The sequence below is a fragment of the Massilia terrae genome, assembly GCF_024753145.1.
In the GTDB taxonomy this organism is placed as follows: domain Bacteria; phylum Pseudomonadota; class Gammaproteobacteria; order Burkholderiales; family Burkholderiaceae_D; genus Telluria; species Telluria terrae.
The window spans coordinates 87,880-109,611 of the sequence record NZ_JANUGU010000009.1 but is presented as its reverse complement, the minus strand read 5'-3'; the positions used below and the strand labels follow the sequence as shown (position 1 = coordinate 109,611).

20 protein-coding genes are annotated in these 21,732 nt (G+C 67.6%); 18 read left to right on the top strand and 2 right to left on the bottom strand.

Annotated features, from left to right (window positions below; all coding sequences use genetic code 11):
• Nucleotides 1–10: 10 nt before the first annotated feature.
• The 8 genes from NX778_RS21385 to NX778_RS21350 are packed head-to-tail and all read left to right on the top strand — an operon-like array spanning nt 11 to nt 10,122.
• Nucleotides 11–982: an alpha/beta hydrolase gene (locus NX778_RS21385; RefSeq protein WP_258813827.1), complete on the top strand. Its 972-nt coding sequence runs from the start codon at nt 11–13 to the stop codon at nt 980–982.
• Between the two features lie 5 nt (nt 983–987).
• Entirely contained in the window at nt 988–2,685 is a 1,698-nt protein-coding gene (locus NX778_RS21380) for a CocE/NonD family hydrolase (RefSeq protein ID WP_258813826.1), read from the top strand.
• Complete coding sequence (locus NX778_RS21375) at nt 2,682–3,836, top strand: CapA family protein (protein ID WP_258813825.1); 1,155 nt, start codon at nt 2,682–2,684, stop codon at nt 3,834–3,836. Before NX778_RS21380 ends, NX778_RS21375 begins: the two co-directional genes overlap by 4 nt.
• Nucleotides 3,833–4,915: a 2-hydroxyacyl-CoA dehydratase family protein gene (locus tag NX778_RS21370; RefSeq protein WP_258813824.1), complete on the top strand. Its 1,083-nt coding sequence runs from the start codon at nt 3,833–3,835 to the stop codon at nt 4,913–4,915. The genes NX778_RS21375 and NX778_RS21370 overlap by 4 nt, the downstream gene beginning before the upstream one ends.
• The gene (locus tag NX778_RS21365) at nt 4,912–6,198 is read left to right on the top strand and encodes a 2-hydroxyacyl-CoA dehydratase family protein (protein ID WP_258813823.1); all 1,287 of its coding nucleotides are present in this window, start codon (nt 4,912–4,914) and stop codon (nt 6,196–6,198) included. Before NX778_RS21370 ends, NX778_RS21365 begins: the two co-directional genes overlap by 4 nt.
• Nucleotides 6,199–6,220: 22 nt before the next feature.
• Nucleotides 6,221–7,468 carry a CaiB/BaiF CoA transferase family protein gene (locus tag NX778_RS21360; protein WP_258813822.1) on the top strand — a complete coding sequence of 416 codons (1,248 nt, stop codon included), beginning with the start codon at nt 6,221–6,223 and terminating at the stop codon, nt 7,466–7,468.
• A gap of 33 nt (nt 7,469–7,501) precedes the next feature.
• Complete coding sequence (locus NX778_RS21355) at nt 7,502–8,749, top strand: MFS transporter (protein ID WP_258813821.1); 1,248 nt, start codon at nt 7,502–7,504, stop codon at nt 8,747–8,749.
• Nucleotides 8,746–10,122: a hypothetical protein gene (locus NX778_RS21350; protein WP_258813820.1), complete on the top strand. Its 1,377-nt coding sequence runs from the start codon at nt 8,746–8,748 to the stop codon at nt 10,120–10,122. Before NX778_RS21355 ends, NX778_RS21350 begins: the two co-directional genes overlap by 4 nt.
• Here the strand turns inward: NX778_RS21350 and NX778_RS21345 are convergent.
• Complete coding sequence (locus tag NX778_RS21345; protein WP_258813819.1) at nt 10,092–11,018, bottom strand: LysR substrate-binding domain-containing protein; 927 nt, start codon at nt 11,016–11,018, stop codon at nt 10,092–10,094. The two genes, NX778_RS21350 and NX778_RS21345, sit on opposite strands and share 31 nt — an antisense overlap.
• Before the next feature lie 114 nt (nt 11,019–11,132).
• Here NX778_RS21345 and NX778_RS21340 point away from each other — a divergent pair, with 114 nt between their 5' ends.
• From NX778_RS21340 to NX778_RS21300, 9 genes are read left to right on the top strand one after another with little or no spacing between them, the layout of a single operon-like run.
• Nucleotides 11,133–12,218 carry a 4-oxalomesaconate tautomerase gene (locus tag NX778_RS21340; RefSeq protein ID WP_258813818.1) on the top strand — a complete coding sequence of 362 codons (1,086 nt, stop codon included), beginning with the start codon at nt 11,133–11,135 and terminating at the stop codon, nt 12,216–12,218.
• Nucleotides 12,219–12,249: 31 nt separating this feature from the next.
• Complete coding sequence (locus tag NX778_RS21335; RefSeq protein ID WP_258813817.1) at nt 12,250–13,563, top strand: MFS transporter; 1,314 nt, start codon at nt 12,250–12,252, stop codon at nt 13,561–13,563.
• 8 nt (nt 13,564–13,571) lie between these two features.
• Complete coding sequence (locus NX778_RS21330; RefSeq protein ID WP_258813816.1) at nt 13,572–14,609, top strand: amidohydrolase family protein; 1,038 nt, start codon at nt 13,572–13,574, stop codon at nt 14,607–14,609.
• Between the two features lie 3 nt (nt 14,610–14,612).
• On the top strand, nt 14,613–15,311 hold the full coding sequence (gene ligK / locus NX778_RS21325; protein WP_258813815.1) for a 4-carboxy-4-hydroxy-2-oxoadipate aldolase/oxaloacetate decarboxylase: 699 nt from the start codon (nt 14,613–14,615) through the stop codon (nt 15,309–15,311).
• A gap of 1 nt (nt 15,312) precedes the next feature.
• Nucleotides 15,313–16,245 (top strand): amidohydrolase family protein, encoded by a 933-nt coding sequence (locus tag NX778_RS21320; RefSeq protein WP_258813814.1) that lies wholly within the window; start codon nt 15,313–15,315, stop codon nt 16,243–16,245.
• Nucleotides 16,235–16,660, top strand: a complete 426-nt coding sequence (ligA, locus tag NX778_RS21315; protein WP_258813813.1) for a protocatechuate 4,5-dioxygenase subunit alpha — start codon at nt 16,235–16,237, stop codon at nt 16,658–16,660. The genes NX778_RS21320 and ligA overlap by 11 nt, the downstream gene beginning before the upstream one ends.
• Nucleotide 16,661: 1 nt before the next feature.
• A complete protein-coding gene (locus NX778_RS21310) occupies nt 16,662–17,516 on the top strand; it encodes a class III extradiol dioxygenase subunit beta (protein ID WP_258813812.1) in 855 nt (284 codons plus the stop codon).
• A complete protein-coding gene (locus NX778_RS21305) occupies nt 17,517–18,473 on the top strand; it encodes a Gfo/Idh/MocA family oxidoreductase (RefSeq protein WP_258813811.1) in 957 nt (318 codons plus the stop codon).
• Nucleotides 18,473–19,495, top strand: coding sequence for an aldo/keto reductase (locus tag NX778_RS21300; protein ID WP_258813957.1), 1,023 nt, complete (start codon nt 18,473–18,475; stop codon nt 19,493–19,495). Before NX778_RS21305 ends, NX778_RS21300 begins: the two co-directional genes overlap by 1 nt.
• Here NX778_RS21300 and NX778_RS21295 read toward each other — a convergent pair.
• Nucleotides 19,484–20,386, bottom strand: coding sequence for a helix-turn-helix domain-containing protein (locus NX778_RS21295; RefSeq protein WP_258813810.1), 903 nt, complete (start codon nt 20,384–20,386; stop codon nt 19,484–19,486). The genes NX778_RS21300 and NX778_RS21295 overlap by 12 nt on opposite strands.
• 121 nt (nt 20,387–20,507) lie before the next feature.
• Here NX778_RS21295 and pobA point away from each other — a divergent pair, with 121 nt between their 5' ends.
• Complete coding sequence (pobA, locus tag NX778_RS21290; protein ID WP_258813809.1) at nt 20,508–21,689, top strand: 4-hydroxybenzoate 3-monooxygenase; 1,182 nt, start codon at nt 20,508–20,510, stop codon at nt 21,687–21,689.
• Nucleotides 21,690–21,732: the final 43 nt, after the last annotated feature.

Sequence of the window (21,732 nt, the reverse complement as noted above, 5' to 3'; positions counted from 1 at the left end):
GAACCCGGACATGAAACTCGCATTCGCCACCGCCGCGCTGCTGCTGGCCGGCTCCGCCATCGCCGACACGCCTTACGTCCCGGCCGATACGCCGCAGGGCAGCGGCCCGTACCCGGCCGTCATGCTGCAGGAGCCAGGCCTGCCGACCCATACGGTCTACCGTCCCGCCAAACTGGACGCGCCGGGCATGGGCAAGCTGCCCATCATCGCCTGGGGCAACGGCGCCTGTGTCAACGTGGGCAACCGCTTCCGTCCCTTCCTGAGCGAGATCGCCTCGCACGGCTACATCGCCATCGCGGTCGGGCCGATCGGCCCGCCACAGGCCGAGACGGTGGCATCGAGCAGCATGGTGCGCGGCAAACCGTCGGCGGTATCGTCGGCCGGCAAGCGCACCGCCAGTTCGCCCAAGCTCGATTACATCCCGTCCGACACCGCGGCCAGCCAGCTGACCGACGCCATCGACTGGGCCATCGCCGAGAACAAGCGTCCGGGCAGCCCCTACTTCGGCAAGCTCGATACCGCGAAGATCGCCGTGATGGGCCAGTCCTGCGGCGGCTTGCAGGCTTCGGCGGCGGCGCGCGACCCGCGCGTGTCGGTGCTCGGCATCTGGAACAGCGGCCTGTTCGACAACGCCCAGCACATCAAGGACATCGCCGACGCCGATGTGTCCAAGGCGGCGCTGCCTTCACTGCACGTGGCTTCGATCTACATCACCGGCGACCCGGCGCACGACCAGGCTTACAAGAACGCGGAATCCGACTTCGCCGTGGTCAGCGGCCCGTCGGTGCGCGCCTGGCGCGAGAACACGCCCCACGCCGGCACCTACCGCGAGCCGAACGGCGGCGCCTTCGGGCCGGTCGCGGTGGCCTTCCTGGACTGGCATCTGAAAGGCGAGCAGAAAGCGGCGCGCATGTTCACCGGCCCGGACTGCACCCTGTGCAAGCAGCCCGAATGGCACGTCCGCACCAAGAACGTCGACTGAGCATCATGATCCGCAAAACCATCAACACCCTGCTGTGCGCGGCGCTGCTGGCCGCCGGCGCGGCAAATGCGTCCGACTTTGGCGGGCCGCTGCCGCCTCCCGTCAACCAGGTCGAGCGCACCTCGTTCTACATCCCCATGTCGGACGGCACCAGGCTGGCCGCGGACGTCTACCGTCCAAAGGAGCCGGGCCGCTATCCGGTGATCCTGCACGCGGCGGCCGCCCGCACCCGCATGGGCGACGGGGCAGACAAATCCGGCGCCGGCAAGTTCTCGGTCCAGATGATCAACCTGGCCGCGCACGGCTATGTGTTCGTGGTGGTCGAGCGCCGCGGGCTGGGCGCTTCCTACGGCATCCGGCGCGGCTACCATGACCGCACCGAGGCCCACGACTCCTACGACCTGACGGCATGGGCCGCGAGCCAGCCGTGGTCGAACGGCGTGGTCGGCGTGTACGGCTGCTCCAACACCGGCGACGCCGCCATGCACTTCCTGACGACCAAGGTCCATCCTTCGCTGAAGGCGGTGTTCGCGGGCTGCTTCAACTGGGACAAGTACAGCGGCGGCCGCCGCGGCGGCGTGCTGGCCAACTGGGGCACCGGCCCGCAATCGAGCGTCGAGGCGGACATGAAATCGACGCCGGTCGACGGTGACGAGTCGCGTGCCGTGCTGCGCGAGGCGGTACAGGCCCACGCCAACAATACGCCGCTGTTGGAACTGTGGTCCGGCATGCCGAACCGGGACGATGTCTCGCCGCTCACCGGCACGCCGTTCTGGGAGGAGGGCAGCATCTCCACCTACGGCGACGCCGTGCGCAAGTCCAAGGTGCCGGTCTACATCCAGGGCGGCTGGCGCGACGATTTCAATACGCAGGGCTTCATCACGCTGGCCAATCTCACCCAGCCGTCCAAGCTCATCATCGGCAACTGGGGCCACTGCATGAGCCTCGACTTTTCGATGGTGGCCGAGGCGCTGCGCTGGTACGACTACTGGCTCAAGGGGATCGACAACGGCATCATGAAGGAGCCGCGCATCCACTACGAGACTGTCAACGCAGGCTGGCACAGCGCCAACCAGTGGCCGGTAGCGGCCAGCCATCCGGCCAGCGCTTTCCTCGGCGACGGCAGCCTGTCGCTGCAAGCTCCGGCGGCTGGCAAGCGCTCGTTCACCGTCGACTACCACCCGGTGTGCGCGGCCGGCACCGGCCTCGGTCCGACCTGTCCGCAGGACGACAAGGGCCTGACCTTCACCAGCGCCGTGCTGGCCAAGGACCTGGAACTGACCGGCCACCCGATCGCCAAACTGTGGCTTTCCTCGTCTGTGGACGACGGCCCGGTGTTCGCCTACCTCGAGGACATCGCGCCGGACGGCGCCATCACCATGGTCAGCGAAGGCCGCCTGCAGGCGCGCCATCGCAAGCTGTCCAAGCCGAGCTTCAAGGTGCCGGGCAACATCCCCTGGCATAGCTTCGAGAAGGCCGATGTCGAGCCGCTGGCGCCGGGCAAGGCCGCTTCCTTCGAGTTCGACCTGCTGCCGGTGTCCTACGTGTTCCGCAGCGGCCACCAGTACCGCATCACCATCACCGGCGCCGACCCGCGCGAGAAGCTGCGCAAGACCTACGAGCCGGCGCCGCAATGGACGGTCTGGTTCGACCGCGCGCATCCATCGCAGATCGTGCTGCCGGTGGTCGGGAAGCCGGAATGAGCGAGATCTCGCTATTGATGGTGGGCGACCTGGTGCTGGACGAGCCGGCGCCGGACCGCTTCTTCGACGCCGCCCGCGCCACGCTGCTGGGCGGCGACCTGGTGGTCGGCCACGTCGAGACGCCGTACACCCTGCGCGGCCAGGAACAGTCGGGCGACGTGCCGGCCGAGGCGGCCGATCCGGCCAAGCTGGCCAGCCTGGCACGCGCCGGCTTCCATGCGGCCAGCCTGGCCGGCAACCATGTCTACGACCAGGGCGACGAGGGCGTGCTTGACACCATCGCCGGGCTGCGCGCGCAGGACATCGCGGCGTTCGGCGCCGGACTCACGCTCGATGCGGCGCGCGCGCCGACCATCATCGAGCGTGGCGGCCTGCGCTTCGGATTCCTCAGCTATAACTGCGTCGGCCCGCGCCTGTCGTGGGCCGGCAGGGACAAGGGCGGCTGCGCCTACGTTGAAGTGATCTCGCATTACGAGCCGCAGGGCGCCAACCCGGGCGGCCCGCCGCTGGCCTACACCTTCCCGGTCCAGGCCACGGTGGATGCGATGCAGGCCGATATCGTAGCCCTGCGCGCGCAAGTGGACGTGCTGGTGGTAGCCCTGCACAAGGGCCTGGTGCATACGCCGGCCACGCTGGCGATGTACGAGCGCCCGGTGGCGCGCGCCGCGATCGAAGCGGGCGCCGACATCGTGGTCGGCCACCATCCGCATATCGCGCGCGGTATCGAGTTCTACAAGGGCAAGCCGATTTTCCATGGCCTGGGCAACTTCGTCACCGTCACGCGCGCCCTCAATGTCGAGGGTAATGACCATCCGGCGCGCCTGGCCTGGGCCGAGCGCCGCCGCAAGCTGTTCGGCTTCGTACCGGATCCGTCGATGCCTTGCTATCCCTTCCATCCGGAGTCGCGCAACACCATGATCGCGGACTGCCGCATCGGCGTCGACGGCAGTGTCAGCGCGGGCTTCCGCCCATGCTGGATCGACCAGCAAGGCGCGCCGCAGGTGCCGGGGCAGGGCCCGCAGGGACAGGCCGTGGTGGATTACATCGCCGCCATCGGCCGCGCCGCCGGCATGGACGCGCAGTTTGCCTGGGACGGCGAGCGCGTTGTCGTGACACCGGGCGGCAACGACCCGATGGGGAGCGCCCGATGACAGGACTGGACATCATGCGCGCCGCCTGCGCCGATCCTTTCGCCGCGGCGCGTGCCGCGAGGGCATCCGGCCAGCGGGTGATCGCCTACGCCGGGACCTCGGTGCCGGTGGAGCTGATCCGCGCGAGCGGCGCCTTCGCGCTGCAACTGGGCGGCGACCCCGCGCACCCGACACCGCTGTCGGATACCTACCTCGACGACGAATTCGACGGCGAGATCCGCTCGCTGTTCGACCAGATCGGCAGCGGCGCCTGCAATGTCGCCGACACCGTCATCATTCCGCGTGCCTCGAACGGCCTGCTTTACCTGTACTACAGCCTGCTCGAGCTGCGCCGGCTCGAGCCCCAGCTGGCGTTTCCCGAGCCGATCCTGTTCGACGTGCTCAATACGCCGAACTGGGAGACCGGCCAGTATGTGCTGGACCGCTGCCGCGCGCTGCATGCCACACTTGGCGGTTCCATCCAGTCGCTGCGCGACGCGGTCGCGATCAGCAACCAGGTGCGCCAGGCCCTTCAACTGCTGAACCAGCGCCGCCGCGAAGGCGCCTTGCGCGGCAGCAGCTGGTGGACGGCGCTGCGCGCCTCGCGCGTGATGGCGCCGGGCGACTGGCTCGCGGCCGCCGCCGCGCAGGCGCACGAGACCGCGCCGCCGAAGCGACTGATGTTGAAGGGCTACGGCCAGGATACGCCGGCGCTGTACCTGATGGCCGAGGAACTGGGCGCGAACGTGGTGGCCGACGACTGCATCGGCGGCGAGCGTACGGTCGCGGTGCTGGTCGACGAAGACGCCGAGCCGCTGGCGGCGCTGGCCGACCACTACCAGCGTCATGTGCCGACCATCCGTTCGTATCCGCAGTCGAGCGAAGATGCGGCCTGGCTGGCGCTGCTCGGGGCCAGCGCCACGCAAGGCGTCGTGTTCTATCACGAAGAATTCGACGACACCTTCGGCTGGGACTACCCGGGACAGAAGGCGCAACTGGCAGTACCGCAGACGCTGCTGTCGCGCCAGTCTTACCGCGCGCCCGACCGCGCGGCCCAGCGCGCCGCGCTGGCCGACCTCATTGGAAGGATCGAAGCATGAACCGCCCGGCCCAGAACCGGCTGGCCTCGACGCTGGCGGCCAACGCCCACCAGAAGGAAGAGTTCCAGGCCTTCCGCCGCCGCGTGCTGGAAAACGGCGAGCCCTACGTCATCTCGGACGCGGTGGCGCCGGCCGAGATCATGCATGCGATGGACATCCACGTCACGCCCGTGGTCTGGTATTCCGCCATCATCGCGGCCAAGCAGCTTTCGCCCTACTACTTCGAGCAGATGGACGCACTCGGCTTCCACGACCGCCTGCCGCGCTACACCAGCCTGCCGCTGATGAGCACCCTGGACGGCGATCCGGAGCGCGCCCCCTACGGCGGCCTCCCTAAGCCGATGATGATCCTGTCGCGCTTTCGCGACGACTACTGCCAGCGCATCAGCGAGCTGTGGTCGCGCGCTTACGGCGGCGTGCCGGTGTTCGGCCTCGACGCCAGCTCCAGCACGGTGCTGGGCGAGCGCTGGTGGGACCGCGGCCTCAGCGGCTGGGAATCGATGTACGAAACCCACCGCCTGGATTTCCAGGTGCGCCAGCTCGAGGGCCTGATCCGCACCGCCGAAACCCTGAGCGGCCGCAGCTTCGACCAGGCCGAGTTCATGCGCCAGATGCACCGCATCAATCGCGCCGGCGAACTGGTGGCCGAGATCCGCGACCTGCTGGCCAGGGCGCGGCCGCTGCCGGTCCCGCTCACCGAGCAGCTGGCCAACGTGATGGCGCCGACCTGGGACCGCGGCAGCGCATGGTCGGTGTCGCACCTGGAGGCGTTCCGCGACGAGCTCAAGGGCGTGATCGCGAGCGGCGCCGCGGCCTGCCCCAACGAGCGCCTGCGCCTGCTGTGGGTCGGCAATGGCCTGTGGTTCAACACCGGCTTCTACCGCGCCTTCGAGGAAAAATACGGCGCCGTATTCGTGTGGTCGATGTACTCGAACTTCCTGTCGGACGGCTACCGTCGCTACTTCCGCGAGGAACCCGCCGATGCGCTGCGCGCGCTGGCCTCGCGCCACATCAGCATGAACGAGCAGCTGCATGTGCCGCCGTGGATGGCCGACTGGATCGTCGAGCAGGCCCGCGCCTACGGCGCCGACGGCGCGGTGATGCTGGTGCCGACCCATGACCGCATGGGGTCGATGGGCTCGCGCCTGACGAAGATCGCGCTGGAGCGCGCCGGCATCCCGGTGGTCGAGCTGCACGCGAACATGGTCGACGCGCGCCTGTGGGACGACGCGGCGATGATCCGCACGGTCGAACAATTCATCGAACAGCGCTTGCCGCGCTGATCGCAACACAAGGGAGAACACAATGAGCGACAACACGCTCCCACGCCCGCTCGCCGGCATTACCATCCTCGACCTGACCACGGCGCTGGCGGGGCCGTACGCGACCCTGATCCTGGCCGGCCTCGGGGCCCGCGTGATCAAGGTGGAGAATCCGCGCAATCCCGATTCGGCGCGCACCAATTCGCCCTATCTCGGCCGCGACGGCATCAGCGTCGCGCGCGAGCACGAGGACGACTATTCGCTGGCGATGCTCGAGCGCGGCCGCAACAAGGAAGCGGTCACGCTGAACATGAAGCATCCGGAAGGGCGCGCCATGTTCTTCGACCTGGTCAAGCACGCCGATGCCGTGGTCGAGAACTACAGCGCCGGCGTGGCCGACCGCCTGGGCATCGGTTACAGCGCCTGCGCCGAGGTCAACCCGCGCATCGTCTACACCGCGATCAGCGGTTTCGGCGCCGACGTGCAGCCGCGCCAGAACAAGGCAATGGACAATATCGTGCAGGCGATGAGCGGCATGATGATGGCGTCCGGGAACCCGGGCGAGCCGCCGGTCCGCGTCGGCATTCCTTTCGGCGACCTGACCGCGCCGCTGTTCGCCGCCATCGGCACCCTGGCGGCGCTGCTGCAAGCGCGCCAGACCGGGCACGGCCAGCATGTGGACGTGTCGCTGCTGGGCGCCCTGAGCGCGCTGGTGGCGGCCGAGCCGTTCGAGATCATGTCCAAGCTGGGCCGCGAAACCCGCGCCGGCAACCTGATGCCGCGCCTGGCCCCGTTCGGCGTCTTCCCCACCAGCGATGGCTATATCTCGATCTGCGCGCCCAAGGACGAATTCGTGTCCGGCCTGTTCCGTGCGATGGGCCGGGAAGAGCTGCTGCAGGACCCGCGCTTCAACTCGCGCGACGCCCGCGTCAGCAACCACATCGAGCTGCACGACCTGGTCAGCGCCTTCACCCGCACCATGAGCACCGACGAGGCGGCCGAACGCCTGACCGATTTCGACGTGCCCAACGGCCCGGTGCGCGAACCGGCCGAAGCCCTGCGCAACCCGGACCTCCTGGCCCGGGGCGAGACCACCAAGCTGCTCCACCCCGTATATGGCGCGGTCGAGGACATCGTGGTCGGCGGCTTGCCGATCAAGATGTCCGGCGCCTTCACCGGCTTCGACAAGCCGGCCGTGACGCTGGGCGCCAGCAACGCACAGGTGTATGGACAGATGCTCGGCCTCGATGCCGGCCGCCTGGAAGCGCTCGCGCGCGATGGCGTGATCTGAGACACTAAACGAATACAACAGGAGACAAGCCCCATGATGGCCGATGAATCAACACCCCGGTTCGCAACGCAGGAACAGTGGGTGATCTACTACCTCGCCGTCGTCGCCGCGATGATGGCGATGCAGATGTCCAGCCTCGGCTTCTCGCCGCTGCTGCCGGCGATCCAGAGGGATTTCGCAATGAGTTTCAGCCAGGTCGGCACCTTCACCGGCGTGTACGGGCTGGTCGCGCTGGTGGTCAGCGTCCCGGCCGGCGTGCTGGCCAAGCAGTTCGGCGAGAAGCGCGTGCTGGGTGTTGGCCTGGCGGTCCTGGCGCTCGGCCTGTTCGGGCTGTCGGTGGCCGAGAACTTCGGCCAGGCCATCACGGCGCGCGTGGTCTGGATCTTCGGCTACCGCCTGGCCTTCGTGTGCGTGATGACGGCGATTGCGCTGACCGCGCCGCCGCACCTGAAGGGCAGGGCGATGGGCGTGCTGGGCGCGATGTCGTCGCTGGCCACCGTGTTCGGCGCGCCGTTCTGCGCCGGCATCGCCACCAGCATGGGCTGGCGCCACGCCATCATGGCTTTCGGCGGCGCCGCCATCATCGGCCTCTTCATCTTCTACCTGTTCTATCGGCAGCGCCCTGAAGTCGTCCAGCAGGCGCGCAAGGGCGGCGGCGACCAGCGCGGCGCGTTCTCGGCTTTCCGCATTCCGATCGTCTGGACCATTCCTTTGCTGGGCCTGGCCAACGCCGGCGGCTTCGCGGCCACCTTCTTCCTGCCGGCCGCGCTCAAGGCGCAGTTCAGCCTGGACGCGTCGGCCTCGGCGCAAGTGATCAGCATCGCCTACGTCAGCGCGATCGTGGTCAACCCGCTGTGCGGCTACCTGTCCGACCGCTTCAACCGCTGGCTGGTGCTGGCGGGGATGATGGCGCTGATGATCCCGGCCACGCTGGCCATGATGTCGCATGACCTGGTCGTGTTCCAGGTCGCCGCGGCGGCCCTGATTTCGCTCGGCCTGTCCTCGACCAACCAGGTCTATCCGGCCGTGTCGGAACTGGTGCGCGGCAAGGACGTCGGACCGCTGATGGGCATCACCGCCCTCGGCGGCGGCATCTTCGGCTACCTCGGCCCGCAGGCGCTGGGCTGGCTGCGCGACTGGTCGAACGGCTTCGTGGCCGGCTGGTGGGCGCTGTCGGGCGTGGCCGCGTTCTCGATGTGCCTGTTCCTCTTCCTGAAGCATTACGCCGACCGTAACAACGCCCGCCTCGAGGCGGCGCGCACCGTGGGAGCCGCCGCATGAAACGCATCATCGCCATTGCCTGCGCGGCCATTGCCTGCGCGTCGCACGCCGCCGACACCTTCAGCACCACCGAAGGAAAACTGAAGGACGGCACCCCTTATCGCATCGACATGCCGGCGCACTGGAACGGCGTGGTGCTGATCGGCCTCGATTACGCCTCCAAGCCGCGCACGCCGGACGTGCAGGCGCTGCTGGGTGAAGGCTACGCCATGGCCGGCACCACGCGCGAGTTGAGCGGCTGGGCCATCCAGCGCGCCGCTGCCAACGCCATCGAAACCCTGGACCTGGTGGAAGCGAAGTACGGCAAGGCGCAGCTGCCGATCCAGCTGGGCCAGTCGCAGGGCGGCCACACCGCGTCCGTCTCGGTGCAGGCCTATCCCGAGCGCTGGCGCGGCGCCGTGGTCAAATGCGGCGGCCTGTCGGGCTCCGTCGCCCAGTGGCAGGCCAAGCTCGACGGGCTGTTCGTGGCCAAGGCCCTGCTGGCGCCTGGCTCGGCGCTGCCGGTGACGAATATCCCGGACGACTGGCAGAAGACGGCCATCCCGGCCTGGAACGCCGTGCTGGACAAAGCCCTGGAGACCCCGGCCGGGCGCGCCCGCATCGCCTTCGCGGCGCGCGTGGCCCAACTGCCCGAGTGGTCGGTTCCGGCCAAGCCGGAACCCGCCGCCGACGACGTCGATGCGCGTGCGCGCGGCCTGGCCGACAGCCTGCGCAGCCTGGTGCGCCAGGCGATGAGCAGCCGCCACCAGATCGAGCATCTCAGCGGCGGCAACATCAGCGCCAACACCGGCGTCGATTACGGCGCCTTGCTGGCAGCGGTCGACGAGGACGAGCTGGTGCGCGGCCTGTACCGCTCGGCCGGCGTGCCGCTCGCTGCCGACCTGGCGGTGCTGGAGAAGACGCCGCGCCTGTCGGCCGATCCGAAGGCGCTGGCCTACGTCGCCACCGGCGTGTTCGACGGCGACCTGAAAGTGCCGGTGCTGACGCTGAACGGCCTGGGCGACGAGATCTCGCCGACGGCGTCGCAGCAGGCCTTCCAGCAGGCCGTCGACAAGGCAGGGAAGGGCGCCATGCTGCGCCAGGCCTATACCCACAGCGCCGGCCATTGCGGCTTCACGCCGGCCGAAACCGTGGCCAGCGTGCACGCGCTGGTGACGCGCGTGCGCAGCGGCCAGTGGCCGGATACCTCGGCGGCCGGCATGTCGGCGCTGGCCGACGCCAGCAAGCTTGGACAATCGCGCTTTGTGCCGTTCACGCCGGCCGTGTTCCAGCGTCCCTACACCACGTGCACGCTGCTGCACACGCTGAAGGATGCCGGGGTGGCGCCGTTCGCCTTGCCCGGTCAGGCCTTGCCGGCGTGCGTCTCGCCCTGAGCGGCCGATAGCGTCTTCGTCGCCAGCGCCGACAGCAGGTCGATCATGGCCTTCTGGGTCTCGGTGACGGGACGGTGCGCGTGGGTCGCGATGTAGAGCTTCGATGCGAGCCGCGGCTCGATAATGCGGCGCATCGTGTAGCGCTCCGGGTGGCTGCTGGTCAGCACCGCGTTGCGGGCGAGGACGGCGCAGCCGGCGCCGTCGGCCACCAGGTCCAGGATCGCCGCCACGCCGTCGATCTCGAGCGCGATACGGGGCGTGATGCCGAGATTGAGCAGTTCCGTTTCCACCTGCATGCGCATGGCGTTGGGACGGCTGGGGATGATCAGGTCGAGCTCCGCCAGCTCGGCCAGTTTTGCCGGCCTGCGTTCGCTGGCGTCGCCGCGGCGCTGGACCAGCATCAGCTCTTCTTCCAGCAGCGGCGTCAGGCTGAGGTCGGGTGTGGGCGGGGCGTTGTGCAGCAGCGCGATGTCGAGGCGGCCGGCCAGCAGCGCCTGCGCCATCGGCGCCGACAGGCCCTCGGTGATCGACAGCGTCGCTTCCGGCATGGCGCGCCGGAACTCGCGCGAGACCGGCACCGTCAGCACCTTGGAGATGGTGGGCGGCAGCCCGAGCGCCACGCTGCCGGCCAGCGAGCCGCGCACCCGCGACAGCTCCTCGCGCAGGCGCTCGACCTGGTGCAGCACGCCGCGGCTGTGTTCGAGCAGGACCTTGCCCGCTTCGGTGAGGGTGACGCCGCGGCCATTACGCAGCAGGAGGTGCTGGCGCAGTTCGACTTCCAGCAGGCGCACCTGGCGGCTCAGCGCCGGCTGCGCGATGTCGAGCACCATCGAGGCGCGCGAAAAGCTGCCAAGTTCGGCCACCCGCACAAAGTAGGCGAGCTGTTTGAGGTCCATGGCAAGTCATCCAAAAATTAAGTAATTCGATTCATGATATCGCAAAACGGCATAGCTGGTAGTGGCCGCCTCCCCTGTGAACGGATGGGCGGCCCGATCACAATGGATCCCATCATGCAGACACCGATACCGACCCTGTTCATGCGCGGAGGCACCTCGCGCGGTCCCTTCTTCCTCGAATCCGATCTTCCGGCCGACATCGCCACGCGCGACCGTGTGCTGCTGGCGGCCATGGGCTCGCCCGATCCGCGCCAGATCGACGGCCTTGGCGGCGCGCATCCGCTCACCAGCAAGGTCGGCATCGTGCGCCGCAGTACCGTGCCTGGCGTCGACCTCGATTTCCTGTTCGCCCAGCTGCAGCCGAACAAGGACACGGTCGACACCACGCCCAACTGCGGCAATATGCTGGCAGCCGTGGTTCCGTTCGCGCTCGAGCGCGGCATCGTCCACGCGCAGGGCGACACCACCACGCTGCGCGTGCTGACGCTGAACACCGACATGCAGTGCGATATCACGGTGCAGACGCCGGGCGGGCGCGTGGCCTACGATGGCGACGCGCGCATCGACGGCGTGCCCGGCACCTCGGCGCCGATCACCATCAACTTCCTCGACACCGAGGGATCGGTGTGTTCCGGCCTGCTCCCGACCGGGAATGTGCGCGACACCATCGACGGCGTCGAGGTCACCTGCATCGACAACGGCATGCCGCTGGTGCTGTTCCGCGCCGAAGCCGTGGGCCGCACGGGTTACGAGGACGTGGCAGAGCTGAACGCGGATACGGAACTCAAGGCGCGCATCGAACGCCTGCGCATCGCCTGCGGCCACGCGATGGGACTGGGCGACGTCACCAGCAAGAGCTACCCCAAGATGACGCTGGTCGCGCCGGCCCGCGAGGGCGGCAGCCTCACCACGCGCAGCTTCATTCCCCACGTCTGCCACGACGCGATCGGCGTGCTGGCCGCAGTCACCGTCGGTACCGCCTGCGTGTTGCCGGGTTCCGTGACCGAGGGCGTTGCCGCCGTGCCGGAAGGCCGCGTCAAGGCGATCTCGGTCGAGCACCCGACCGGCGAATTCAGCGTCGAACTGGAGCTGGACCCGGCCAATCCGCAGAAGGTCACGCGCGCGGCGCTGCTGCGCACCGCCCGCCTGATCATGCGCGGCGAGGTGATGGTGCCATCGGCGGTCTGGCCGGGTAAATAAGCAAGCACCAAAAAAATAAATGGAGACCCCAATGCTTGCCCAAGCTACCCTCGACATACAGGCCTTCCTCGACGAGCGCCGCTTCTCGTCCTACCAGTGGCTGGTGTTCGCGCTGTGCTTCACGATCGTGCTGCTGGACGGTTTCGACACCGCGGCCATCGGCTACCTCGCGCCGTCGCTGGTGGCCGAATGGGGCATCAGCAAGCCGCAACTGGCGCCGGTGCTGAGCGCCGCGCTGATCGGGTTGACCTGCGGCTCGCTCACCTCCGGTCCGCTGGCCGACCGTTTCGGCCGCAAGCGCCCGCTGACGCTGGCGGTGCTGGTGTTCGCGCTGGCCAGCCTGGGCGCATGGCATGCCGCCAGCCTGTCGGAGCTGACCGCGTGGCGCTTCGTCACCGGCATCGGCCTGGGCGCGGCGATGCCCAACGCCGTTACCCTGATGAGCGAATACTGCCCGGCCAGCCGCCGCGCCACCCTGACCAATGCGATGTTCTGCGGCTTCCCGCTGGGCGCCGCGCTGGGCGGCTTCCTGGCCGCGTGGATGATTCCCCAGTGGGGCTGGCGCAGCGTGCTGCTGGCCGGCGGCGTGGTGCCGCTCGCGCTGTCCGGCGCGCTGCTGCTGTGGCTACCGGAATCGGTGCGCTTCATGGTGGCGCGGGCCTGGCCCGGCGAGCGCGTGCGCGCCGTGCTCGAACGCATCGGCGAGGTCACGGCCGAATCCTTCATCCTGGCCGAGCAGCGCCCGGCATCCAGCCGCGTGGCCGGCGCCAGCGTGGTGCTCTCGCGCGAATTCCGGTTTGGCAGCGCGATGCTGTGGCTAACTTATTTCATGGGCCTGGTGATCTTCTACTCGATGGTCAACTGGATGCCGGTCCTGTTCAAGGAGGCCGGCCTCGGCCCGCGCGAAGCCTCGGTGGTGTCGGCCCTGTTCTCGCTGGGCGGCGTCGGCGCCGTGGTATTCGGTTGGCTGATGGACCGCTACAACGGCGACCGCATCGTGGCGACCGGCTTCGCGCTGACGGCGGTGGCGGTGTTCGCCATCGGCCACGTCGCCGGCAGCATCGGCATGCTGGTGGTGGCGGTGCTGGTGGCCGGCACGCTGATGAACACCGCGCAGTCCTCGCTGCCGGCGCTGGCCGCCGATTTCTACCCGACCGCGGGCCGCGCCACGGGCATTGCCTGGATGCTGGGCATCGGGCGCCTCGGCGGCATCGCCGGCTCCTTCATCGTGGCCCAGCTGATCGCCGTGCAGCTGAGCTTTTCCGCAATTCTCACCTTCCTGGCGGTGCCGGGCCTGCTGGCCGCCGCCTTCCTGATGCTGAAACAGTCCGCCCAACGCAAGTAAAACACATCATGAGCAATCCGATCATCATCGACATCCACGGCCACTACACGACCGCTCCCAAGGCGCTCGAGAACTGGCGCAACCAGCAGATCGCCGGCATCAAGGATCCATCCGCCATGCCGCGCGTGGCCGACCTGAAAATCAGCGATGACGAGCTGCGCGAAACCATCGAGGCGAACCAGCTGCGCCTGATGAAGGAACGCCGCAGCGACCTGACCATCTTCAGCCCGCGCGCCAGCTTCATGGCCCACCACATCGGCAACTTCAACGTGTCCTCGACCTGGGCCGCGATCTGCAACGAGCTGTGCTATCGCGTCAGCCGGCTGTTCCCGGACCACTTCATCCCGGCCGCGATGCTGCCGCAGTCGCCGGGCGTCGATCCCGCCACCTGCATCCCGGAGCTGGAAAAATGCGTCAAGGAGTACGGCGCGGTCGCGATCAACCTGAACCCGGACCCGAGCGGCGGCCACTGGAATTCGCCGCCGCTGACCGACCCGCACTGGTTCCCCATCTACGAAAAGATGGTCGAATACGACATCCCGGCCATGATCCACGTGAGCACCAGCTGCAACGCCTGCTTCCACACCACCGGCGCCCACTACATCAACGCCGACACCACGGCGTTCATGCAGTGCCTGAGCGGGGACCTGTTCAGCCGTTTCCCGACGCTGAAGTTCATCATCCCGCACGGCGGCGGCGCCGCGCCTTACCACTGGGGCCGTTACCGTGGGCTGGCGCAGGAGCTGAAGAAGCCGCTGCTCAAGGACCACCTGCTGAACAACATCTTCTTCGACACCTGCGTCTACCATCAGCCGGGCATCGACCTGCTGACCAAGGTCATCCCGGTCGACAACGTGCTGTTTGCCTCCGAGATGATCGGCGCGGTGCGCGGCATCGACCCGGAGACCGGGCACTACTACGACGACACCAAGCGCTACATCGACGCCGCCGCCATCAGCGCCGAGGACCGCTTCAAGATCTACGAGGGCAATGCGCGCCGCGTGTATCCGCGCCTGGACGCCGCCCTGAAACAGAAAGGACGCTGACCCATGACCACTCCCGCCTACAACCAGCTTGGCATCGTCAAGCGCAATATCGAGCGCGCCCCGCGTGAAGTCGCCGAGCAGCTGGGCCGCCTCGGCAGCGCCACCGTGCACGAGGCCATGGGCCGCATGGGCCTGATGAAGCCTTATATGCGCCCGATCTTCAGCGGCGCCCAGGTCGGCGCCACCGCCGTCACCGTGCTGTTGCACCCGGGCGACAACTGGATGATGCACGTCGTGGCCGAGCAGATCCAGCCGGGCGACATCGTGGTCGCCGCCATCACCGCCGAGTGCACCGACGGCTATTTCGGCGATCTGCTGGCAACCAGCTTCCAGTCGCGCGGCGCCAAGGGCCTGGTGATCGACGCCGGCGTGCGCGATGTCGCGACGCTCAAGCAGATGGATTTCCCGGTATGGAGCAAAGCGATCAGCGCCAAGGGCACGATCAAGGCGACGCTCGGCTCGGTGAATATCCCGGTGCTGTGCGCCGGCGCGCTGGTCAACCCTGGCGACGTGATCGTGGCCGACGATGACGGCGTGGTGGCGGTGCCGGCGGCCGATGCGGCGCGCGTGGCCGAAGTGGCCCGGAAGCGCGAATCCCTGGAAGCCGATAAGCGCGCCAAGCTGGCATCGGGCGTGCTCGGCCTGGATATGTACAACATGCGCGGTCCGCTCGAAGCGGCGGGCCTGAAATACATCGACTGATATGAGCCAGACTTTCGAAAAGACCCCCGGTTGGCTGGACTGGTACACCGGTCCCGCGAAACCCGGATTCAAGCTGCCCGCGGGTGCGGTCGACGCCCACTGCCACGTGTTCGGCCCGGGCCGTGAATTCCCGTATGCGCCTGAGCGCAAATACACGCCCTGCGACGCCAGCAAGGAGCAGCTGTTCGCCCTGCGCGACCATCTCGGCTTTGCGCGCAACGTGGTGGTGCAGGCCACTTGCCACGGCGCCGACAACCGCGCCATGGTCGATGCCTGCCTGTCCTCCGGCGGCCGGGCGCGCGGCGTGGCCACCGTGCGCCGCTCGATTACCGATGAAGAGCTGCAGGCGCTGCACGCGGCCGGCGTGCGCGGCGTGCGCTTCAACTTCGTCAAGCGCCTGGTCGATTTCACGCCCAAGGACGAGCTGCTCGAAATCGCATCGCGCATCAAAAAACTCGGCTGGCATGTGGTGGTATATTTTGAAGCACAGGACCTGCCGGAACTGTGGGACTTCTTCACCGCGCTGCCGACCACCGTGGTGGTGGACCACATGGGACGTCCTGACGTGAGCAAGGATGTGGATGGGCCGGAATTCGCGCTGTTCCTCAAGTTCATGCGCGATCATCCCAACGTGTGGAGCAAGGTGAGCTGCCCGGAACGGCTCAGCGTCACCGGGCCGCGCGCCCTCGACGGCGAGCGCGTGCCTTACCGCGACGTGATTCCGTTCGCCCGGCGCGTGGTCGAGAGCTTCCCGGACCGCGTACTGTGGGGCACCGACTGGCCGCATCCGAACCTGAAGGACCATATGCCCGACGACGGCCTGCTGGTGGAGATCATTCCCCACATCGCACCGACGGCGGAACTGCAGCACAAACTGCTGGTGGAGAATCCAATGCGTCTCTACTGGCCGGAGGAAGTAGGCAATGGCGCTTGACAAGCCCTATCAGGACATCCCGGGCACCATCATTTTCGACGCCGAGCAGTCGCGCAAGGGCTATTGGCTCAACCAGTTCTGCATGTCGCTGATGAAGGCCGAGAACCGCGAGAAGTTCAAGGCGGACGAACGTGCCTACCTGGACACCTGGCCGATGAGCGAGGAGCAGAAGCAAGCCGTGCTGGCGCGCGATCTGAACTGGTGCATGCGCACCGGCGGCAACATCTATTTCCTGGCCAAGATCGGCGCCACCGACGGCAAGAGCTTCCAGCAGATGGCCGGCTCGATGACCGGCATGAGCGAAGAAGAATACCGCAACATGATGGTCCAGGGCGGACGCTCGGTCGAGGGCAACCGTGTCGTGGGCGAAGACGGCGACGCGCAGGAGCATCGCCAACCACAAGGAAAACGCTGACATGGCCCGCATTACCGCATCCGTCTACACCTCCCATGTACCGGCCGTCGGCGCCGCCATTGACCTGAACAAGACCGGTGAAGCCTACTGGCGGCCGCTGTTCGCGGGATACGAGTATTCGAAGCAGTGGATGGAAGAGAACCGTCCCGACGTGGTCTTCCTGGTCTATAACGACCACGCCACCGCCTTCAGCCTCGACTTCATCCCCACTTTCGCGATCGGGACCGCGCCCAGCTTCAATCCGGCCGACGAGGGCTGGGGGCCGCGTCCGGTGCCGCAGGTGATCGGCCATCCGGAGTTGGCTTCGCACATCGCGCATAGCGTGATCCAGGACGACTTCGACCTCACCATCGTCAACCGCATGGATGTCGACCACGGCCTGACCGTGCCGCTGTCGCTGATGTGCGGCCAGCCGCAGGCCTGGCCATGCCCGGTGATCCCGTTCGCCGTCAACGTGGTGCAGTATCCGGTGCCGTCGGGGCGCCGCTGCTTCCAGCTGGGGCAGGCGATCCGCCGCGCCGTCGAATCCTTCGACCAGGACTTGAAGGTGCAGATCTGGGGCACGGGCGGCATGAGCCACCAGCTGCAGGGTGCGCGTGCGGGCCTGATCAACCGCGAGTGGGACAACGCATTCCTCGACAAGCTGATCGTCGACCCGGCCGCGGCCGCCGCCATCCCGCACATCGACTACGTGCGCGAAGCCGGCTCGGAAGGCATCGAACTGGTGATGTGGCTGATCGCCCGGGGCGCCATGGCCGACGTGGCCGGCGGCCCGGCGCCGGTCGTCAAGCACCGCTTTTACCATGTGCCGGCGTCGAACACGGCGGTCGGCCACCTGATTCTGGAGAACCCATAAATGAAGACCATCAAGGTCGCGCTGGCTGGCGCCGGCGCTTTCGGCATCAAGCACCTGGACGCGATTGCCAGGATCGACGGCGTGGAAGTGGTATCGCTGGTCAGCCGCGATCTCGCCAAGACCCAGGGAGTCGCCGACAAATACGGCATCCCGCACGTCAGCACCAGCCTCGACGAGGCGCTGGCGCTGCCGCAGGTCGACGCCGTCATCCTGTGCACGCCGACGCAGATGCACGCCGCCCAGGCCATCGCCTGCATGAAGGCAGGCAAGCATGTGCAGGTCGAGATCCCGCTGTGCGACGTCTACGAGGACGGCGAGGAAGTGGTACGGGTGCAGAAGGAAACCGGCCTGGTGGCGATGTGCGGCCACACCCGCCGCTTCAACCCCAGCCACCAGTGGGTCCACAAGCGCATCGAAGCGGGCGAATTCAACATCCAGCAGATGGACGTGCAGACCTACTTCTTCCGCCGCACGAACATGAATGCACTTGGCCAGGCGCGCAGCTGGACCGACCACCTGCTGTGGCACCACGCCGCCCACACGGTCGATCTGTTCGCCTATCAGTGCGGCAGCCCGGTGGTGAAGGCCAACGCGATCCAGGGCCCGATCCATCCGGAGCTGGGCATCGCGATGGACATGTCGATCCAGCTGAAGGCCGCCAACGGTGCGATCTGCACGCTGTCCCTGTCCTTCAACAACGACGGGCCGCTTGGCACCTTCTTCCGCTACATCGGCGACACCGGCACCTACATCGCCCGCTACGACGACCTGGTCGACGGCAAGGAAGAGAAGATCGACGTGACGAATGTGGACGTGTCGATGAACGGCATCGAGCTGCAGGACCGCGAGTTCTTCGCCGCCATCCGTGAAGGGCGCGAGCCGAACGCCAGCGTGGCCCAGGTGCTGCCTTGCTACGCCGTGCTGAACCAGCTCGAGCAGCAGCTGAACGAAGCATGATGGAGCAGCGCGCCCTCGGCCAGTTCAGGGTCGGCGCCATCGGCGTCGGCTGCATGAACCTGTCGCACGCCTACGGCCAGCCGCCGGCCCGCGCGGACGCGGCGCGCCTGCTGCTGCATGCGCTCGACCTGGGCGTGAACCACTTCGACACCGCGGCGCTGTACGGCTTCGGCGCCAACGAGGAACTGGTAGGCGAGGTGCTCGGCGCCCATCGCAGCCGCTTCACGCTGGTGAGCAAGTGCGGCATGCAGGGCGTGCCGGGCCCCGATGGCGCCAAGCGCCGCGTGATCGACGGCCGCCCGGAGACGATTCGCCAGACCTGCGAGGATGCGCTGCGCCGCCTGCGCACCGACGTCATCGACCTGTACTACCTGCACCGCTGGGACAAGGCGGTGCCGATCGAGGACAGCGTCGGCGCCATGGCTGAGCTGAAGCGGGCAGGGAAGATCCGCGCCATCGGCCTGTCCGAAGTGTCCGCCGCCACACTGCGGCGCGCGCACTCGGTCCATCCGATTGCGGCGGTACAGTCCGAATATTCGCTGTGGTCGCGCCATCCCGAGCTCGGCGTGCTGGAGGCGTGCCGCGAGCTTGGCGCGGCGCTGGTCGCGTTCAGCCCTGTCGGGCGCGGCTTCCTGGCCGGGGCGATTCCCGATGCGCGGGCCGCGGCCGCGCTGGCGCCGGGCGACCTGCGCCGGGCAATGCCGCGCTTCCAGGGCGAGCACCTTGCGGCCAACCTGCGCTGGCTGGCGGCGTACGAAGCACTGGCGAAGGAGGCGGGCTGCACGCCGGCGCAGCTGGCGCTGGCGTGGCTGCTGCAGAAGGCGCCGCACATCGTCCCGATTCCGGGAACGACCAAGGTCGCGCACCTGGAAGAAAATCTCGCCGCAGCCGAGGTCACGCTGCCGGCTGACCTTGTCGGGCGTGTCGAGGCACTGGTCAATGCGGATACCGTGTCCGGCGGCCGCTACGCTCCGGCGACGCAGGCCGAGATCGATACCGAGACCTATCCCTCAGGTCTCTAAGGTTCCGGCGCTCTGCCGGAACGCGCGCGGCGACATCCCGGTCGCCCGCGTGAAGAAGCGCGTGAAGTACGCCGGGTCGTTGAAGCCGACCGTTTCCGACACCAGGCTGACCGTCATCGAGGTGTAGACCAGGTTGCGCTTCGCTTCGAGCAGCAGCCGCTCGTGGATGAGTTCCAGCGCGGACTTGCCGACCGTGTGGCGGCACAGGGCGTTCAGGTGGGCCGCCGTGATGCCGATGCGGCGCGCGTAGAAGGACACCGGCTTGTGTTCGGTGAAATGGGCCTCGATCAGCTCGCAGAAGGTGGGAAAATGCTCGGTCCCCCGGCGTGGTCCGGCCGCGCTCTCGTCCTGCACGCAGCGGCGGCCGATGAGGATCAGGATCGACGCCAGCAGCGCTTCCAGCTGCAGGCCGCGGTAGGGCGCGCTGCCGCGGTATTCGGCATCCAGCGCCCGGAAGGCATGGCTGAAGAAGTCGCGCTGGCCCTCCGTTTCCAGTTCGAGCATGCGCGGGCTGGCCAGCCCCGACAGCGTATCGCCGGCCTGCTGCGCCAGCCGCTGGATCAGCGGGTAGGCGATGGTGACCACATGGCCCTGCGCGAACTCCTCGAAGCGAAAGCCATGGATGCACATCTGAGGCACCAGCATGATCGACCCGCCGTGCATCGGGTAGGTGCTGTCGTCGACCTGCACCTGGGCTTCCCCTTCGCGCAGGTGCAGCACCTGGAACAGGCCACTGTGCCGATGCGGCGTGATCTGCCAATTGTGCAACTGGCTGCGCGCCGCGATCGATTCGCAATGGAGCATGTCCGGCGTCGGCCATGGCGCTTCTTCGCCAAACAGCTTAAAGGTCGGCACCCGTTGGGCTGCCTCGATGGCGCTACGCGGCGGCATGCTGCTCACTCCTGAACGCATTTCTGCGAAAAGTACAAATAAACGGGGAAAAAGTCCATTCAAAACCCGGCGCCGCCAACGCACCATGCAGGTATCCGATCCAGAAAAACAGGAGACATGCATGAAAACGAAAGTCGCCATCATCGGCGCCGGCCCATCCGGGCTGCTGCTCGGCCAACTGCTGCACAAGCACGGTATCGACAATATCATTCTCGAGGCCCGTTCGCCTGACTATGTGCTGGGCCGCATCCGCGCCGGCGTGCTGGAGCAGGGCATGGTCGACCTGCTGCGCGCCTGCGGCGCCGGCGAGCGCATGGACCGCGAAGGCCATGTGCACGAAGGCTTCGCGCTGTCCTTCAATGGGCGCAAGGAGCGCATCGACCTCAAGAAGCTTAGCGGCGGCAAGACCGTCATGGTGTACGGGCAGACCGAGGTGACGCGCGACCTGATGGAAGCGCGCGAAGCCGCAGGCGCCGTCACCGTCTACGAAGCCGCCAACGTGCAGCCGCACGACTTCGATGGCGGCCGGCCATACCTCACCTTTACCAAGAACGGCGAGGAAATGCGCCTGGACTGCGAGTACATCGCCGGCTGCGACGGTTTCCACGGCGTGTCGCGCAAATCGGCGCCGGTCGACCAGCTCAAGTGCTTCGAGCGCGTCTACCCGTTCGGCTGGCTCGGCGTGCTGTCGCGCACCCGGCCGGTCGACCATGAACTGATCTATGCGAACCACGAGCGCGGCTTTGCCCTGTGCAGCATGCGCAACGACATGCTGAGCCGCTACTACGTCCAGTGTCCGCTCGACGACAAGGTCGAGGACTGGTCGGACGAACGCTTCTGGAACGAGCTGAAGGCGCGTTTGCCGGAAGACGTCGCCGCGCGCCTGGTGACCGGGCCGTCGATCGAGAAGAGCATCGCCCCCTTGCGCAGCTTCGTATGCGAGCCGATGCAGTTCGGCCGCATGTTCCTCGTCGGCGACGCCGCCCACATCGTGCCGCCCACTGGCGCCAAGGGCCTGAACCTGGCCGCGAGCGACGTCGACATGCTGTACAAGGTGCTGGTGCGCCGCTACGAGACGGGCGACGAGGGCGTGCTGGCCCAGTATTCGCAAAAGGCCCTGCGCCGCATCTGGAAGGCCGAGCGCTTTTCGTGGTGGATGACCAGCCTCCTGCACAAGTTCGGCGACGACGCCTTCACCCAGCGCATGCAGCTGGCCGACCTGGACTACTTCACCTCGTCCGAAGCCGGCCTGAAGACCATCGCCGAAAACTACGTCGGCCTGCCGTACGAGCAGGTGGAATAAGGCGCTCCGCATTCCCGTTCGTCTCCTTGGCGCGGCAGCCCAT

Coding starts and splice junctions, on each gene's coding strand:
- NX778_RS21345 (WP_258813819.1), bottom strand. CDS start 11,018: ATGGACCTCAAACAGCTCGCCTACTTTGTGCGGGTGGCCGAACTTGGC.
- NX778_RS21350 (WP_258813820.1), top strand. CDS start 8,746: ATGAAACGCATCATCGCCATTGCCTGCGCGGCCATTGCCTGCGCGTCG.
- NX778_RS21295 (WP_258813810.1), bottom strand. CDS start 20,386: ATGCCGCCGCGTAGCGCCATCGAGGCAGCCCAACGGGTGCCGACCTTT.
- NX778_RS21370 (WP_258813824.1), top strand. CDS start 3,833: ATGACAGGACTGGACATCATGCGCGCCGCCTGCGCCGATCCTTTCGCC.
- ligA (WP_258813813.1), top strand. CDS start 16,235: ATGGCGCTTGACAAGCCCTATCAGGACATCCCGGGCACCATCATTTTC.
- NX778_RS21340 (WP_258813818.1), top strand. CDS start 11,133: ATGCAGACACCGATACCGACCCTGTTCATGCGCGGAGGCACCTCGCGC.
- NX778_RS21335 (WP_258813817.1), top strand. CDS start 12,250: ATGCTTGCCCAAGCTACCCTCGACATACAGGCCTTCCTCGACGAGCGC.
- NX778_RS21300 (WP_258813957.1), top strand. CDS start 18,473: ATGGAGCAGCGCGCCCTCGGCCAGTTCAGGGTCGGCGCCATCGGCGTC.
- NX778_RS21330 (WP_258813816.1), top strand. CDS start 13,572: ATGAGCAATCCGATCATCATCGACATCCACGGCCACTACACGACCGCT.
- NX778_RS21360 (WP_258813822.1), top strand. CDS start 6,221: ATGAGCGACAACACGCTCCCACGCCCGCTCGCCGGCATTACCATCCTC.
- NX778_RS21355 (WP_258813821.1), top strand. CDS start 7,502: ATGATGGCCGATGAATCAACACCCCGGTTCGCAACGCAGGAACAGTGG.
- NX778_RS21305 (WP_258813811.1), top strand. CDS start 17,517: ATGAAGACCATCAAGGTCGCGCTGGCTGGCGCCGGCGCTTTCGGCATC.
- NX778_RS21385 (WP_258813827.1), top strand. CDS start 11: ATGAAACTCGCATTCGCCACCGCCGCGCTGCTGCTGGCCGGCTCCGCC.
- NX778_RS21380 (WP_258813826.1), top strand. CDS start 988: ATGATCCGCAAAACCATCAACACCCTGCTGTGCGCGGCGCTGCTGGCC.
- NX778_RS21375 (WP_258813825.1), top strand. CDS start 2,682: ATGAGCGAGATCTCGCTATTGATGGTGGGCGACCTGGTGCTGGACGAG.
- NX778_RS21365 (WP_258813823.1), top strand. CDS start 4,912: ATGAACCGCCCGGCCCAGAACCGGCTGGCCTCGACGCTGGCGGCCAAC.
- pobA (WP_258813809.1), top strand. CDS start 20,508: ATGAAAACGAAAGTCGCCATCATCGGCGCCGGCCCATCCGGGCTGCTG.
- NX778_RS21310 (WP_258813812.1), top strand. CDS start 16,662: ATGGCCCGCATTACCGCATCCGTCTACACCTCCCATGTACCGGCCGTC.
- ligK (WP_258813815.1), top strand. CDS start 14,613: ATGACCACTCCCGCCTACAACCAGCTTGGCATCGTCAAGCGCAATATC.
- NX778_RS21320 (WP_258813814.1), top strand. CDS start 15,313: ATGAGCCAGACTTTCGAAAAGACCCCCGGTTGGCTGGACTGGTACACC.